The 13,932-nt window shown below is 67.0% G+C and carries 15 protein-coding genes and 1 pseudogene; 5 read left to right on the top strand and 11 right to left on the bottom strand.

The window, feature by feature from the left end; translation table 11 throughout:
* The first annotated feature begins 172 nt into the window (after positions 1-172).
* Both C664_RS19395 and C664_RS19390 read left to right on the top strand, forming a co-directional pair.
* A complete protein-coding gene (locus C664_RS19395) occupies positions 173-1,336 on the top strand; it encodes a UbiH/UbiF family hydroxylase (protein WP_038012560.1) in 1,164 nt (387 codons plus the stop codon).
* Positions 1,337-1,354: 18 nt separating this feature from the next.
* Positions 1,355-2,086: a DsbC family protein gene (locus C664_RS19390; RefSeq protein WP_004292885.1), complete on the top strand. Its 732-nt coding sequence runs from the start codon at positions 1,355-1,357 to the stop codon at positions 2,084-2,086.
* 67 nt (positions 2,087-2,153) lie between these two features.
* On the opposite strand, the gene mltA is transcribed toward C664_RS19390, so the two are convergent.
* Positions 2,154-3,200: a murein transglycosylase A gene (gene mltA, locus C664_RS19385; RefSeq protein ID WP_004292884.1), complete on the bottom strand. Its 1,047-nt coding sequence runs from the start codon at positions 3,198-3,200 to the stop codon at positions 2,154-2,156.
* A 312-nt stretch (positions 3,201-3,512) separates the two neighbouring features.
* Here mltA and C664_RS21210 point away from each other — a divergent pair, with 312 nt between their 5' ends.
* Genes C664_RS21210 through C664_RS19375 form a run of 3 tightly spaced genes read left to right on the top strand, consistent with a single transcriptional unit; the run spans position 3,513 to position 5,453 of the window.
* Positions 3,513-3,641 carry a hypothetical protein gene (locus C664_RS21210; protein ID WP_257721756.1) on the top strand — a complete coding sequence of 43 codons (129 nt, stop codon included), beginning with the start codon at positions 3,513-3,515 and terminating at the stop codon, positions 3,639-3,641.
* Positions 3,634-4,497: an ATP-binding protein gene (locus C664_RS19380; RefSeq protein ID WP_004292883.1), complete on the top strand. Its 864-nt coding sequence runs from the start codon at positions 3,634-3,636 to the stop codon at positions 4,495-4,497. Before C664_RS21210 ends, C664_RS19380 begins: the two co-directional genes overlap by 8 nt.
* Positions 4,498-4,505: 8 nt before the next feature.
* Entirely contained in the window at positions 4,506-5,453 is a 948-nt protein-coding gene (locus C664_RS19375; RefSeq protein ID WP_004292882.1) for a Nudix family hydrolase, read from the top strand.
* On the opposite strand, the gene yacG is transcribed toward C664_RS19375, so the two are convergent.
* From yacG to C664_RS19325, 10 genes and pseudogenes are all read right to left on the bottom strand, one after another.
* On the bottom strand, positions 5,450-5,659 hold the full coding sequence (yacG, locus tag C664_RS19370) for a DNA gyrase inhibitor YacG (RefSeq protein ID WP_004292880.1): 210 nt from the start codon (positions 5,657-5,659) through the stop codon (positions 5,450-5,452). The two genes, C664_RS19375 and yacG, sit on opposite strands and share 4 nt — an antisense overlap.
* 6 nt (positions 5,660-5,665) lie before the next feature.
* Positions 5,666-6,421 (bottom strand): cell division protein ZapD, encoded by a 756-nt coding sequence (gene zapD, locus C664_RS19365; RefSeq protein ID WP_004292878.1) that lies wholly within the window; start codon positions 6,419-6,421, stop codon positions 5,666-5,668.
* 82 nt (positions 6,422-6,503) lie between these two features.
* On the bottom strand, positions 6,504-7,139 hold the full coding sequence (gene coaE, locus C664_RS19360) for a dephospho-CoA kinase (RefSeq protein WP_004292876.1): 636 nt from the start codon (positions 7,137-7,139) through the stop codon (positions 6,504-6,506).
* A 3-nt stretch (positions 7,140-7,142) separates the two neighbouring features.
* Positions 7,143-7,970 (bottom strand): SPOR domain-containing protein, encoded by an 828-nt coding sequence (locus C664_RS19355; protein ID WP_004292874.1) that lies wholly within the window; start codon positions 7,968-7,970, stop codon positions 7,143-7,145.
* A 27-nt stretch (positions 7,971-7,997) separates the two neighbouring features.
* A complete protein-coding gene (locus C664_RS19350; RefSeq protein ID WP_004292872.1) occupies positions 7,998-9,362 on the bottom strand; it encodes a TrpB-like pyridoxal phosphate-dependent enzyme in 1,365 nt (454 codons plus the stop codon).
* Between the two features lie 18 nt (positions 9,363-9,380).
* Entirely contained in the window at positions 9,381-10,115 is a 735-nt protein-coding gene (locus C664_RS19345; RefSeq protein ID WP_004292864.1) for a type III pantothenate kinase, read from the bottom strand.
* Positions 10,112-10,933: a biotin--[acetyl-CoA-carboxylase] ligase gene (locus C664_RS19340; protein WP_004292862.1), complete on the bottom strand. Its 822-nt coding sequence runs from the start codon at positions 10,931-10,933 to the stop codon at positions 10,112-10,114. Before C664_RS19340 ends, C664_RS19345 begins: the two co-directional genes overlap by 4 nt.
* Positions 10,934-11,042: 109 nt before the next feature.
* Positions 11,043-12,467, bottom strand: coding sequence for a nitrogen regulation protein NR(I) (gene ntrC / locus C664_RS19335; RefSeq protein WP_004292860.1), 1,425 nt, complete (start codon positions 12,465-12,467; stop codon positions 11,043-11,045).
* 35 nt (positions 12,468-12,502) lie between these two features.
* Positions 12,503-13,570 carry a nitrogen regulation protein NR(II) gene (gene glnL / locus C664_RS19330; protein WP_004292858.1) on the bottom strand — a complete coding sequence of 356 codons (1,068 nt, stop codon included), beginning with the start codon at positions 13,568-13,570 and terminating at the stop codon, positions 12,503-12,505.
* 51 nt (positions 13,571-13,621) lie between these two features.
* Positions 13,622-13,932, bottom strand: a pseudogene (locus tag C664_RS19325) (DUF4124 domain-containing protein); the annotation flags it as partial.

Raw genomic sequence — 13,932 nt, 5'->3', positions numbered from 1 at the left:
ATTGCCCTCGTGAAAGTAGGTCATCGTCAGACTAACCAAAAAAACGCCCAGCATCAAAACGATGTCTGGGCGTTTTTACGCTTGTAGCGAACGAAATAAAAGATTCAGCATGACGCGCCGCGAGTGCCGCGGCAGAATCGTGGAATCTCGGTAACAGCACATGGTGTCCGGAATGGATTTCGATCTTGTGATTGTTGGCGGTGGGCTCGCCGGCGCAGCCCTGGCGGTAGCCTTGCGGCGCTCGAGCCTCCGGATCGCTGTCGTGGAGGCGAACCCTCCGGTGCGGTCGGAGTCTTGGGACCAGCGAGTCTATGCATACAGTCCGGCAAGCGCGCGATTTCTGGATGAGTTGGGTGCCTGGCGCCATATCGATCCGGCGCGTCTGCAGCCTGTCTCCGAGATGCGGGTGTTTGGCGACGACGGTGGAGCGATCTGTTTCTCGGCGTATGAATCAGGTTTGTCCGAGCTCGCATGGATCGGGGAGTCGAGCCGCGTTCATCTAGAGCTGTGGGAAAGCCTCAGGCGACAGCATAATGTGACCCTGTTTTGTCCTGCTCGGCCGCAGGCGCTCGAGATTCGGCCAACAGGCGTGGCATTGCGGGTGGACGATGGCCGGACCCTATCCGCGAGCTTGATCGTGGGTGCGGATGGACGAGACTCCTGGGTGCGTGCGCAGGCCGCGATCGAGGCGCGCGTGTCGGCCTATGGTGAGCGGGCCGTGGTGGCAAATTTCGAGTGTTCGCAGCCGCATCGTGGTGTTGCATATCAATGGTTCAGGAATGACGGCATCCTGGCCTGGCTACCACTGCCGGGCAATCGGATGTCCATGGTCTGGTCGGCCCCCGACGAGATGGCCGATGACCTGATGGGGATGGACGAGGCCGCGTTCGTAGCGCGCGTTGAGGGGGCGGGCGGTCGCGTGCTCGGCGCTCTCGGCTTGCTTACGCCGCGCGCGGCGTTCTCCCTGCGCTTGATGCGGGTCGACGCGGTGGTGAAGGAACGTGTCGCGCTGATCGGCGATGCCGCACATGCGATTCATCCGCTTTCGGGACATGGCATCAACCTCGGGTTCCAGGATGCGAAGGTGCTGGCGGAGGTTCTCGGGGGGCTCCAGAGCTGGCAGGATGCGGGGGAACTGGCCGTGCTGCGGCGCTACGCGCGTGCGCGCGCCGAAGAGCCCTTCCTGTTGCAGTACCTGACGCATGGGTTGAACCGCCTCTTCGGGGTCCGGAATCCGGTTGCCGGGGCTCTTCGGAACGCCGGCATGAACCTCACGGGCCGCCTGCCGGTCCTACACAACGCCCTGATTCGCTATGCGGTCAATGGCCGATTTTGATTCCTTTCGGAGAGCTTGATGAGTTTCTTTGCCAAACGTACCGCAGTTCTTGCCGTCGCAACGGTGCTGGGTCTGGCTGCCAGCCTGTCTGCCAGCGCCACTGAAGAGGCGGTTCGCAAGAATATGGAAGCCTTCATCGGGGCGCCTGCGGTCGAGTCTGTGACCAAGACGCCTTACGGTGGTCTGTACGAGGTGTTGCTGAAGAACGGTCAACTCGTCTACTCGGACGAAAAGGGGAGCTTCATCGTCGATGGCAGCGTCATCGATATGAAGACTCGCCGCGACGTTACCCAGGCCAGGCTCAATGAGCTGGCTGCGATCGACTTTTCAACCCTGCCGCTCGACCAGGCGATCAAGCAGGTCAGGGGCAAGGGAACACGGGTGATCGCGAGCTTCGAGGATCCGAATTGCGGTTACTGCAAGCGTCTGGCCAAGGAACTTGCCGGCATGGACGATGTGACGATCTACACCTTCCTGTACCCGATCCTCAGCCCGGATTCGACGAGCAAGTCGAACAACATCTGGTGTGCCAAGGATCGCGCCAATGCGTGGAACGGCTGGATCCTCGACGGCAAAGTGCCTGCAAACGCAGACTGCGACGTGAATGCCGTGGTAAAGAACGTGGAGTTGGGGCAGAAGCTGCGGATCACGGGAACGCCGACGCTGTTCCTCGCCGATGGGCGACGGATCGGCGGATTTGTGCCGGCGACGGAACTCGAGAAGGCGCTCGCAGACGTCAAGGCCAAGTGAGCCGTGCCACGGTGAAGCGGCGTCCGGAAACGGTACTGCTTCACCGTGTCTTGACTGAAGGACGTGCCTAGCGGGCGCCTGGAGGCCGCATTCCCTTCGGCAGCAAGACCCACATCTGACCTTGTTGGCGCATTCGTCCGGCCTCCCGTCCGGCCTGCTCGCCGAAGCCCCAGAAAAAGTCCGCACGTACGGCGCCCTTGATCGCGCTCCCCGTATCCTGGGCCAGCATCAGCCGGTTCAGCGCACGGTTGCTGAGCGGATAGGTGGTGGCGAGGAAAACCGGCGCGCCCAACGGGACGTAACGCGGGTCGACGGCGATGCTCCGCCCTTCTGTGAGCGGGACGCCGAGCGCGCCGATGGGGCCGCCGTTCGATGCCGGCAGTTCGCGGAAGAATACATAGCTGGGATTGGTGTTCAGCAGTTCGCGCAGACGCTGTGGATTCGCGCTCGCCCAGCGCTTGATGCCGTCCATCGAGGCCTGGTCGAGCGTCAGTTCGCCCTGAGCGACCAGCCAGCGCCCGATCGACTGATAGGGATGGCCGTTCTGATCGGCGTAGCCCACGCGCACGGTGCGGCCATCGGGCAACTGCACCCGCCCGGAGCCCTGCACCTGCAGGAAGAACAGGTCGATCGGATCATCCGCCCATAGCAGCACGGGCGCGGGTACCTGATCACCGCGTTCTGCGAGTTGCTCGCGCGTCCAGTAGGGCAGAACCTTGTTGCCGACGACGCGGCCTCGCAGGCGAAGGTGCTTGAGTTCGGGATAAACGTCGCCGAGCTCGATCGTGAGCATGTCGGCGGGCGCTCCGTGGATGGGCCAGGCGTAGCGCTGGTTGCGGCTACGGCTGCCGCGGATCAAGGGTTCGTAATACCCCGTCACGAGGCCTTCGGTCGACGTCTCCGTATTGCGAAGCAGCCAGGGCGAAAAGTGCTGCTCGAAGTAGTGACGGGCGCGGGTGCTCCCGGGTTGGGTGCCCAGCGTGCCTGCGGTGTCGCAGGCGCTTTTCCACTGCGGTTGTCGCGAGAGCTTGGTGCAGGATGCGAGCAGCGCAGTCCAGGCCGCCGACGGATCGTCCTCCGACCAGCCCTTGATTTCCGACCAGGATGCGGCCACGGGTGCCGGGGGCTCGGCAGTGGTTTCGGGCGGGCGCGGTGCGCTCGGCGTTACGGGCGCCACGGTCGGGGTTCCGGCCGTGGGTGCCGGGCAGCTCGGGCAGGCCGGGCAGGGCTGGTGCTGCGGGCACTTGCTGCCTGCTTCTACGTCGGGTGCGCGTGAGGGCGTCGCGCAGGCCGAGAGCAGGGCGAGCAGCGCGGGAAGGGCGAGGCGGGTGGGGGCAAGCGTCATGGAGGGGATCGGTTAAACTGCGGGACTTTCGCCCGTCAGAGTATACCGACGGCAGGGCGGGCTTCGCGGCGGAGGCTTGCGATGTGGGTGATCTTTCTCGAGGCCGGACTTGCGCTGCTGCTGTTGCTCATCATCGTCTGGGCAACCTGGCCGCGGCGAGACGAGGCGTCCGAAACCGACACGAATCCCAAGAATGAAGAACATGACTGAACTAGCCGATCTGCTGAGTCGCGCGGAACGCGTGCTCGAGCGACTCGAAGCCGTACTGCCGGGACCGGCAACACAGCCCGACTGGAGCAGCGCGGTCGCCTTCCGCTGGCAGCGCCGCCACGGGCGTGCGGAATTGAAGCCGGTGCGCATGCCGCATTGCATCCGCCTCGCGGACCTGCAGGACGTCGATGCGCAGAAGACACGCATCGAGCGCAACACGCGTCAGTTTCTTGCCGGCCGGCACGCGAACAATGTGTTGCTGACGGGGGCGCGGGGGACGGGCAAGTCTTCGCTGATCAAGGCCCTGCTCAACGAATTTGCCGACCAGGGCCTGCGCGTCATCGAGGTCGACAAGAGTGATCTCGTCGACCTGCCCGAGATCGTCGACCTGGTCGGATCGAGGCCCGAGCACTTCATCCTGTTTTGCGATGATCTGTCCTTCGAGGAGGGCGAGGATGCCTACAAGGCCCTGAAGAGCGTGCTCGATGGCTCGGTGTCGGCCGTGTCGGACAACGTGCTCGTCTATGCCACCTCCAACCGTCGCCACCTGATGCCGGAGTATCACGACGAGAACCTGCAGGCGCGGCATGTCGACGGCGAGATCCACCCGGGTGAGGCGACGGAGGAGAAGATCTCCCTGTCCGAGCGCTTCGGGTTGTGGATCTCGTTCTACCCCTTCAGCCAGGACGAGTATCTCGACATCGTCGCGCATTGGCTCGCGCAGTTCGGTGTGCCCAAGCGCAGGATTGCCGCGGCGCGGCAGGATGCGCTGCAGTGGGCGCTGATGCGCGGCTCGCGCTCGGGGCGGGTGGCGTGGCAGTTTGCCCGCGACTTCGCCGGCCAGATCGAAGGCTGAGGCGGACGATGACGCGGAAACTGGTCGATGTCGCCGCCGGGGTGCTGCTGCGTCCGGATGGCCGTTACCTGCTTGGTCAGCGCGGGCCCGACACGGTCTATGCCGGCTACTGGGAGTTCCCGGGAGGCAAGGTCGAGCCGGGCGAAACACCGTCTCAGGCCCTGTGCCGGGAACTGGACGAGGAGTTGGGCATCCGCGTCACCCGTCTGCGGCCCTGGCTGCGTCGCGAACACCTCTATGAACATGCCCATGTGCGCCTGCACTTCTTCGAGGTTTGTGCGTGGGAAGGCAGCCTCGACGACAAGGTCCATAGTGCGCTGGACTGGGTGGAGCCGGCTGCGGCGACGCGTGAGCCGATGCTGCCTGCGAACGGGCCGATCCTGAAGGCGCTTCGCTTGCCGCGCACGATGGGCATCACCGAGGCGACCCGGATGGGTGTGGACGCACAGCTCGAGGCACTCGATCGCGCCTTGGATGCCGGATTGCGGCTGGTCCAGGTGCGCGAGTCCGGACTCGCTTCAGATGCGCGCATCCGCTTCGCCCGCGAGGTGCTCGCCCGTACCCGTGACCGCGGTGGGCTGGTCGTGATCAATGACGACATCGAACTGGCGCAGATGATCGGCGCTGACGGCGTGCATCTGCCGGCGCGCCGCCTGATGGCGCTGTCACAGCGCCCGGCGTTCGAGTGGGTGGGCGCTTCCTGTCATGACCGCGCGGAACTCGAGCACGCGGCTGCTCTGATGCTCGACTATGCGCTGCTGAGTCCGGTGCTTGCCACGGACTCGCATCCCGAAGAGCCGACGCTGGGCTGGGGCGGCTTCAGGGCCTTGTCGGAAGGGCTGCCGATGCCGGTGCTCGCGCTGGGAGGACTCAAGCCTGACGATATGGAGACAGCGCGCGACGCCGGTGCGCACGGCATCGCAGGCATACGCGGCATCTGGGCGGCAGGCGCCTAGTCGCGCGTCTGGCCCGGCGGGGCGAAGTTTTCGTCCTCGTTCGCATCAGGCGGCGATGAGGGGACGCGATAGGCTTCGGAGGCCCAGGCGCCAAGATCGATCTGGCGGCAGCGGGCGGAGCAGAAGGGTCGGTAGCGGCTCTCCGCGACCCAGGGCACGGACTTGCCGCAGGTCGGGCAGCGGACAGTGCGCGGCGTATCGCTCATGACGGTTCAGAGGCTGCAGAAGGTGAGCTCGAACTGCACGTCGCGCTCGGCGAGGCGGGGGCGGGCGATCGTTTCGGGCAGCATGAAGCGGATGTTCAGGGCGTACTTGTTGGCGCTGATTTCCGGCACCACGGCGTCGGCGCGTGGCACGCGCACGCGCAGCATCTGGGCCGAGCGTCCGGCCATCGTCAGCTGGTAGGCGCCGCAGCGGGCCACCTGCAGTTCGGGGCGACCACTGGCGCGCAGCAGGCGCAGCACGATTTCCAGCCCTTCGCGGATCGGCGTCATCGGCGCCATCCAGCTGTCGAGGTCACGACGGCGCCCTTCGGGGTCGCGGTTCAGCCAGTAGTGGTAAGAGGGCAGATCGAACTGGCACACACCGCCGGGAATCGCGGCGCGGCTGCGGATGCTCATCAGCCACTCGTTCTCGCGCAGGTACTGGCCGATCTTGCCGGCCATCGCCAGCAGGCCGGTCGACGCCTGTTCGATCTCGTACAGTGCGCCCGCAAGCGCCTCTTCGGAGATGTCGGGGTTGTTGCGGAAGGACATCAGGATCTGGCGCTGGCGTTCGAGTTCCTGCACAAGATCGACCTTGAGGTCGGCACGGCTCGCAACCTCGAGCGTCTCGAAGATGGTCTGCAGCGCGACGTGGTGATCCTGTGGGGCGTCGTGGCCGGCAAAGTGCGCGAGCTTGACGAACAAGTCCTCGAGACGCAGCAGCGTGCGGATACGCTCGTTGAGAGGATATTCGTAGCTAATCACCGCACACTTTCCGCAAGAATTGCGCTCCCGTAAGTTGCGGGATAATAGCACAGCGGCCTGAGGGGTCTTGCCAAACGGTCCTTCACACGCGCCTTGCGGCAAGGTCGATGTACTGGCGATGCAGGTGTTCGACCTGGGTGCGAAGGTGCGCGAGGCTGCCGCCATTGTCGATCACGTCGTCGGCGGCCGCCAGCCGCGTCGCGCGGCTCGCCTGGGCCGCCATGATCGCGCGGATCTGGGCCTCGTCGAGTCCGTTGCGTGCCTTCACGCGTTCGATCTGGAGGGCCTCCGGGCAGTCGACGACGCACACGCGGTCGCAGCGGTCGCGATACGTTCCCGACTCGACCAGCAGGGGGACGGCGAGAATCACGTAGGGGCCGGGTGCGGCGAGGCACTGTCGTGCGCTTTCATCCCGGATCAGGGGGTGCAGGATGGCTTCGAGTTGCTTGCGCGCCTCGGGCCGGCTGAAGGCCAGCGATCGCATGGCGGCACGGTCGAGGCTGCCGTCGCCGGAGACGACCCCTTCACCGAAGCGGTCGCCGATCGCGGGCATGGCGGCCCCGTCCGGGGCCGTCAGGGCATGGGCGATGGCGTCCGTGTCGACGAGGCTGGCGCCCAGCGCGACGAAGTGGTCGGCGACGGCGCTCTTGCCGCTGCCGATGCCGCCGGTCAGCCCGACGATGAAGGGGCGCCGGGCGGTGGAAGGGGTGGGATGCATGTGTCAGCGTCCGTTGCAGGCCGTGCGGCGAGCGCTGATGCCGCGCACGTCGGCCTCGACGGCGCGCACGCTTTCGTCGGTCAGGCGCGCCTGGATCAGGTAGCTCGTGCTCATGCGGGCTTCGACGCCGGCGTTGCGCACGCCGCGGGTGCGCAACTGACCGAGCAGTTGCTGAGCGCGCGCTTCGGTCTTGAAGAGACCCAGCGAGATCGCATATTGGCTCGGCCCGGCCTCCTGCACGATGAACAGATCCCTGACGCCAAGATCGCGCAACTCCTGCGCCCGGCGTTCGGCCTGGTCGCGACTGCCTTGCGGCGGCATCCTTACCCACCACGAAGCGGGCGTCTCGCTGCGGCGGCGTTCGGCCTCGAAGCCGCCCCGGCGTAGCCGGCGCGTCAGGGCATTGGCCTCCTCCTCGCTGAGTCCGGCCCAGGCCTGGCACACCAGTGCAGGCGGCGGTGGGGCGGGCGGGACGTCAGTCGCCGGGGCAGCAGTGCTCGCGGCGGCGGCGAGCGCATCGCTGTCCGGCGTCGAGGCGGCCGTGCTGATGCCGGCCTCCTCCGTTGCCGGCTGCGCTTCCGCGACCGGCGGGGGCGATGGCTCCGGCGCCGCCACGGCTTCGGCGGGTGCCGACGGGGGCATCTGCGGCGTCGCGTCTGCGTCTTCCCGCCCGACGCCGCCGCTCAGCCGGATCCGTTCCGGATTGAGCTGGTTCGTGATCCGCTCGGGCTCGGTGCGGGGGGCGGTGCCGGCGATCCAGCCCTTCACGCCGGCGAAAGCCAGCGCGTTGAGGAGGATCAGGACGATGACGAGAAGGCGCGTCGTGCTCATTCGAAAAGATAGGCCGGTCGTGTGGGGTCAGCCGAGCTTGGGCAGGTGAGCCAGCGACGCAGCGACGGCTTCGGCTGGGTAGTCGTAGTTCTCGAGCTTGCCGGCGAAGTAGCGCTCGTAGGAGCTCATGTCGAAATGGCCGTGTCCGGTCAGGTTGAACAGGATCGTCTTGCTCTCCCCGGTTGCCTTGCAGCGCAGGGCTTCGTCGATCGCGGCGCGGATGGCGTGGCAGGACTCGGGTGCCGGAATGATGCCCTCCGCGCGGGCGAACTGCACGCCGGCCTCGAATGTGGCGAGCTGTGGCACGGCGAGGGCCTCGATCAGTCCGTCGTGGAACAGCTGCGATACCAGCGGCGAATCGCCGTGGTAGCGCAGACCACCGGCGTGGATGCCGGGGGGCATGAAGTCGTGGCCCAGCGTGTACATCTTCATCAGCGGGGTGAAGCCCGATGCGTCACCGAAGTCGTAGGCGAACTGGCCCTTGGTCAGGGTCGGGCAGGAGCTGGGCTCCACCGCGATGCAGCGCAGGTGCGCGGCGCGCTTGTCGCCGCTGGCCTTGTCGGCGAGGAAGGGGAAGGCGATGCCGGCGAAGCTCGAGCCGCCGCCGCAGGGGCCGATGACCACGTCCGGGTAGAGTCCGACCTTGTCGAACTGCTTCTTCGCCTCGAGGCCGATGATGCTCTGGTGAAGCACCACATGGTTCAGCACCGAGCCCAGCGTGTAGTTGGTGTCGGCACGGCTGGCGGCTTCCTCGACCGCCTCGGAGATGGCGATGCCGAGCGAACCTTCGTTGTCCGGGTTCTCGGCCAGCAGGCGGCGACCGGTTTCGGTTAGCGGCGACGGGCTCGGATACACCTCGGCGCCCCAGGTCTGCATCATCAGGCGGCGGTAGGGCTTCTGCTCGTAGCTCACCTTGACCATGTAGACGCGCACGTCGAGTCCGAACATCTGTCCGGCGAAGGAGATCGACGAACCCCACTGGCCGGCGCCGGTCTCGGTGGTCAGGCGCTTGATGCCGGCCTGCTTGTTGTAGAAGGCTTGCGGTACGGCGGAGTTCGGCTTGTGCGAGCCGGCCGGGGATACCCCTTCGTACTTGAAGAAGATCTTCGCCGGCGTGCCCAGCGCCTGCTCCAGGCGTACCGCGCGTACCAGCGGACTCGGCCGCCACAGGCGGTAGATCTCGCGCACTTCCTGCGGTATCTCGATCCAGCGCTGCGCACTCATCTCCTGTTCGAGGATGGCGCCGGGGAAGATCGCCCCCATCTGCTCGGGCGTCGCCGGCTTGCCGTCCGGGCCCAGTGGCGGAGCGGGCGGATTCGGCATGTCGGCGACGATGTTGTACCAGTGCGTCGGGATGTCGCTGGCTTCGAGCAGGATGCGGGTGGCTTCCATCTTGGGTCTCCAGTGTCGTTATGCGTTGGCGGAATGTAGCCCGGCGATGACGGCAAGGCCGCACAGTACGAGGTTGTCGATGCGCCGCAGCGGAATGTCGAGCAGTGCGGCGAAGCTGTCGGCCGCGCCGCCGCCGAGCAGGCACAGGGCGCCGGGCTCGGTCGCGATCTGGCGGAACATGCGTTCGATGGCGCCGGCCTGTGCATGCAGGCAGCCCGAACGGATCGCATCGACGGTACGGCGTGGCTGCGGCACGTAGCGGCCATCGGCGAGCGGCAGCTGAGCGGTGCCGCGGGCAAGCGACTGCTGCATCAGGTCGACCCCGGGCAGGATGAGCCCGCCCAGGAAGTCGCCGTCGGCCGACAGCAGGTCGACCGTGGTGGCCGTGCCGGCGGTCACCACGAGGCTCGCCTGCGCATGCGTGTGACGCGCACCGATGAGCGCGGCCCAGCGGTCGGCGCCGAGCTGCTCCGGATGGTCGTAGAGGTTGCGCACGCCGCAGGCCTGCGGCGCCGGGCGCAGCCACTCCACGGCGTCGACACCGAGCGCGACAGTGATCCGCTTGGCCACGGCGGTGCCGGCGACGTTGCTGCCGACGACACGCAGCGGGCCGCGGTGGCGCTCGCGCAGCCGGCCGATCGTATCGATCCCGTCATGCCCCAATGCGCCTTCGTCCAGCACTGCCTGCACTGCGTCATCGGCGACAAGACGCCATTTGATGCGGGTATTGCCGGCATCGACGAGCAGGATCATGGTGCCTCCCCGCCGAGCGGGCGCAGCGACACGTCGCCCGCGAGGATGCGCTGCACGCCGGTGTCCGTACGCAGCAGCAAGGCACCGTCGTCGTCCACGCCGGCGCAGATGCCTTCCAGGGCCGTGTGGTCTCCGCTTATCCGCACTGGCAGCTCGGCGAAGGCGTTGCGCTGCTCCCAGGCGTCCTTCAGCGCGGGAAACCCGCCGCTGGCGTAGGTCGCGCAGAGGCGCTCCAGTTCAGCGAGGATGGCAGCGAGCAGGGCGGGCCGGCTCGGCACGTCGCCGTCGAGCGCGCGTGCAAGGTCGGTCACGCCGGTCTGGGCCTCGATGCGGACATCCGGCGGCAGGCGCAGGTTGATGCCGATGCCGATGACCGCGGCAAGCCCGCGCGCGTGGCCCGTGCTCAGCTCGACAAGGATGCCGACCAGCTTCTCGCCATTGACCAGCACGTCGTTCGGCCATTTCAGTTGCAGGCCGACGACGCCGAAGCGCTCGAGGGCCTGCGCGACGGCCAGGCCGGCCACCAGCGACAGGCCGGCGGGGGCCGGCGTGCCGCGGGCGAAATGCCAGACGCTGGAGAAGGTGAGGCTGCCATCCGGCCAGGACTGCCACTGCCGGCCGCGACGGCCGCGGCCGGCGGACTGGCGTTCTGCCGCCAGGACATGCACGCGGCCGTCATCGGCCGGCGTGTTCTCCATCAGTGCGGTATTGGTCGATACGCACTCGTCGACCCAGTCGATCACGAAATGCGACGCCTGCGCACCGAGGTGGGCGATGGTGGCGGAGCGTAGAGCGGCAGTGGCGTGCGTGGCGGACAAGATGTCGGGTGGCGTGATAGGTGACCGCCGCATTATCCGTCATCCCGCGCACCCGCACGAGTGTGGTGCCAACAGTGTGGTGCGTGTGGGGGAGGTGATCAGCCGCGCATCAGTCGCTGCCGTGATCGCCATGGCCGTTGCGATCTTCCTCCATGCCGAGCTCCTGGATCTTGCGGCTGATGGTGTTGCGGCCGATGCCCAGCAGCTGGGCTGCCTCGATCCGCCGCCCGCCGGTGGCAGCCAGCGCGCGGCGGATCAGGGTGCGCTCGAAGTCGTGCGTGAGCTTCTCGAACACCGCGCCGGGGCTGGCTGCGATCAGGCGGTCGGCTTCCTGGCCGAGGCCGTCGATCCAGCTCGTCGGGGTCTCGCGCGCCGGCTGATCGCGCATCTCGGGTGGAAGGTCGGCCACTTCCACGACCTGGGCGGGCGCCATCACGGTCAGCCAGTGACACAGGTTCTCGAGCTGTCGCACGTTGCCGGGGAAGGGCTGGCTCTGCAGGTATTCGATGGCGGCATCGGAGATGCGCTTGCGCTCCACGCCGAGCTCCTGCGCGCTGCGCTGCAGGAAATGCCTGACCAGCAGCGGAATGTCCTCACGCCGCTCGCGCAGCGGGGGCAGGCGCAGGCGGATGACGTTGAGGCGGTGGAACAGGTCTTCGCGGAACAGGCCCTGGCGTACGCGCTCTTCAAGATCCTGGTGCGTGGCTGCGATCACGCGCACATTGGCGCGGATCGGCTGCTGGCCGCCGACGCGGTAGAAGTGGCCGTCCGACAGCACGCGCAGCAGGCGCGTCTGCAGTTCGGCCGGCATGTCGCCGATCTCGTCGAGGAACAGGGTGCCGCCGTCGGCCTGCTCGAAGCGGCCGCGGCGTTGCGTGGCGGCGCCGGTGAAGGCGCCGCGCTCGTGTCCGAACAGCTCGGATTCGAGCAGGTCACGCGGGATCGCCGCGGTGTTGATGGCAATGAACGGTGCGTCGCGGCGCGGGCTGTGGCGATGCAGCGCGCGCGCCACGAGTTCCTTGCCGCTGCCCGACTCACCGTTGATCAGCACGGTGGCGTGGGAGTGGGCGAGGCGGCCGATGGCGCGGAACACCTCCTGCATCGCAGGCGCCTGGCCGAGGATTTCGGGTGCAAGCGCCGCCTCTTCTGCTGCACTGTTCTGGTGCATGCCCTGTTCGAGTGCGCGCCGAACCAGTGCAACCGCCTGATCGACGTCGAACGGCTTGGGCAGATACTCGAACGCCCCGCCCTGGAAGGCCGATACGGCGCTGTCCAGGTCCGAGTAGGCCGTCATGATGATGACGGGCAACTGCGGATGGGCGGCCTTCACCTTCTGCAGCAGGTCGAGGCCCGACTCGCCGGGCATGCGGATGTCCGAAAGCATCACGGCGGGTGGCTGGCTCGTGTGCTCGAGGGTCTCGAGCGCCTCGCTGGCGGAGCTGAAGCTGCGGAAGGGGATGTCTTCGCGGCTCAGCGCCTTCTCGAGGACCCAGCGGATGGAGCGGTCATCGTCGATGATCCAGACGTTATTCATTGTTGTATGCACTGTGATGGTGCGCGGCTCGTAGCTCACGCGCGGTCTGAAATCGGCAGCAGGATCGTGAAACAGGTGCGCCCCGGGCGGCTGTCAACATCGATCATGCCCTGGTGTTGTTCAATGAAGCTCTGGGCCAGCGACAGGCCCAGCCCGCTGCCGCCATCGCGTCCCGAAACCAGCGGATAGAAGATCTTGTCGCGAATTTCCACCGGAATGCCGGGACCGTTGTCGATCACTTGCAAGTCCAGTGCCAGCTTGAAGCGACGCTTGGCCAGCGTGACCTGGCGCGCGATGCGGGTGCGCAGGCGGATCTCGCCGTGGCCCTCCAGCGCCTGCGCGGCGTTGCGCACGATATTGAGGATCGCCTGTATCAGCTGTTCGCGGTCGGCGGTCAGTTCGGGCAGGCTGAGATCGTAATCGCGGCGGATGTCGAGGGCGGGGAATTCGGCCAGGATGAGCCGGCGCACGCGCTCGAGCACGTCGTGGATGTTCAGCGGCGCAGGACGCATCATGCAGTGCGAGCTCAGCAGCCGGTTCATCAGGTCCTGCAGGCGATCGGCTTCGGCGATGATGACGTCGGTGAACTCGCGCAGTTGCGGGTCGTCCAGTTCGTGCTGCAACAGTTGCGCCGAGCCGCGGATGCCGCCCAGCGGATTCTTGATCTCGTGCGCGAGGTTACGGATCAGCTCGCGGTTGGCCTGCTGCTGCTGCAGCAGTTGTTCCTCGCGCGCGACGCGCAGCTGGGCGTCGATCGGGCGGAACTCCAGCAGCAGGCGCACGCCGGCGGTGTCGACGGGGCTGACGGTGCAGTCCAGCCGGATCGGGTCGGCGTCGCCGCGGGTGATCGTCAGATCCTGGCCGGTGTAGCTCCAGTTGGTATGCAGCGCGTTCTCGAGTGCGGCGCCGAGTCCCGTCGGCTCGCCGAGCAGGCGGCTCAGCGGCAAGCCCAGCAGCTTGCGCTGGCTGATGGCAAAAAGGTTTTCCGCGCCCGGATTGATGTAACGGATGACGAGCTTGCCATCCACCAGCACGACGGCGGAGGACAGCAGCTCGAGGCCCGCGAAGGGGCCTGTGGCGATAGGGGGCGGAGACTTCGGCATGGGCGCGTCCTGTTTGTCTTTCCGACGACATGCAAGATGCGCGCCAGCGACTTATCTCAGACCCGAGATCTCCCGGCGCAGGGCTTCGATGTTGCGCTTATGCAGTTCGACCTTGTCCTTGAACGGCTGCAGGCGGTCGAGCACCTTCTGGTAGTTGCGTTCGTCGCCCATGCGCACCGACTCCTGCTCGGCAAGCGCCTGCTCGGCAGCGGTCAGCGCGCCCTCTTCGGTGGCCAGTTCGGCTTCCAGGACCTGGCGGCGGGAGTCGTCCCGGGCCCGCTGGTCGGCCGGGCTCACGCGCGGGAAGCCGGACGGCGTGCCGGTGGGGCTGGCGGCGGGGCTGGCGGCGGGGCCTGCGGCCG

The organism is Thauera sp. 63 (assembly GCF_000310165.2).
In the GTDB taxonomy this organism is placed as follows: Bacteria; Pseudomonadota; Gammaproteobacteria; order Burkholderiales; family Rhodocyclaceae; genus Thauera; species Thauera humireducens.
Note: the sequence above shows the minus strand (reverse complement) of the source record. Positions and strands in the feature narration are given on the sequence as shown.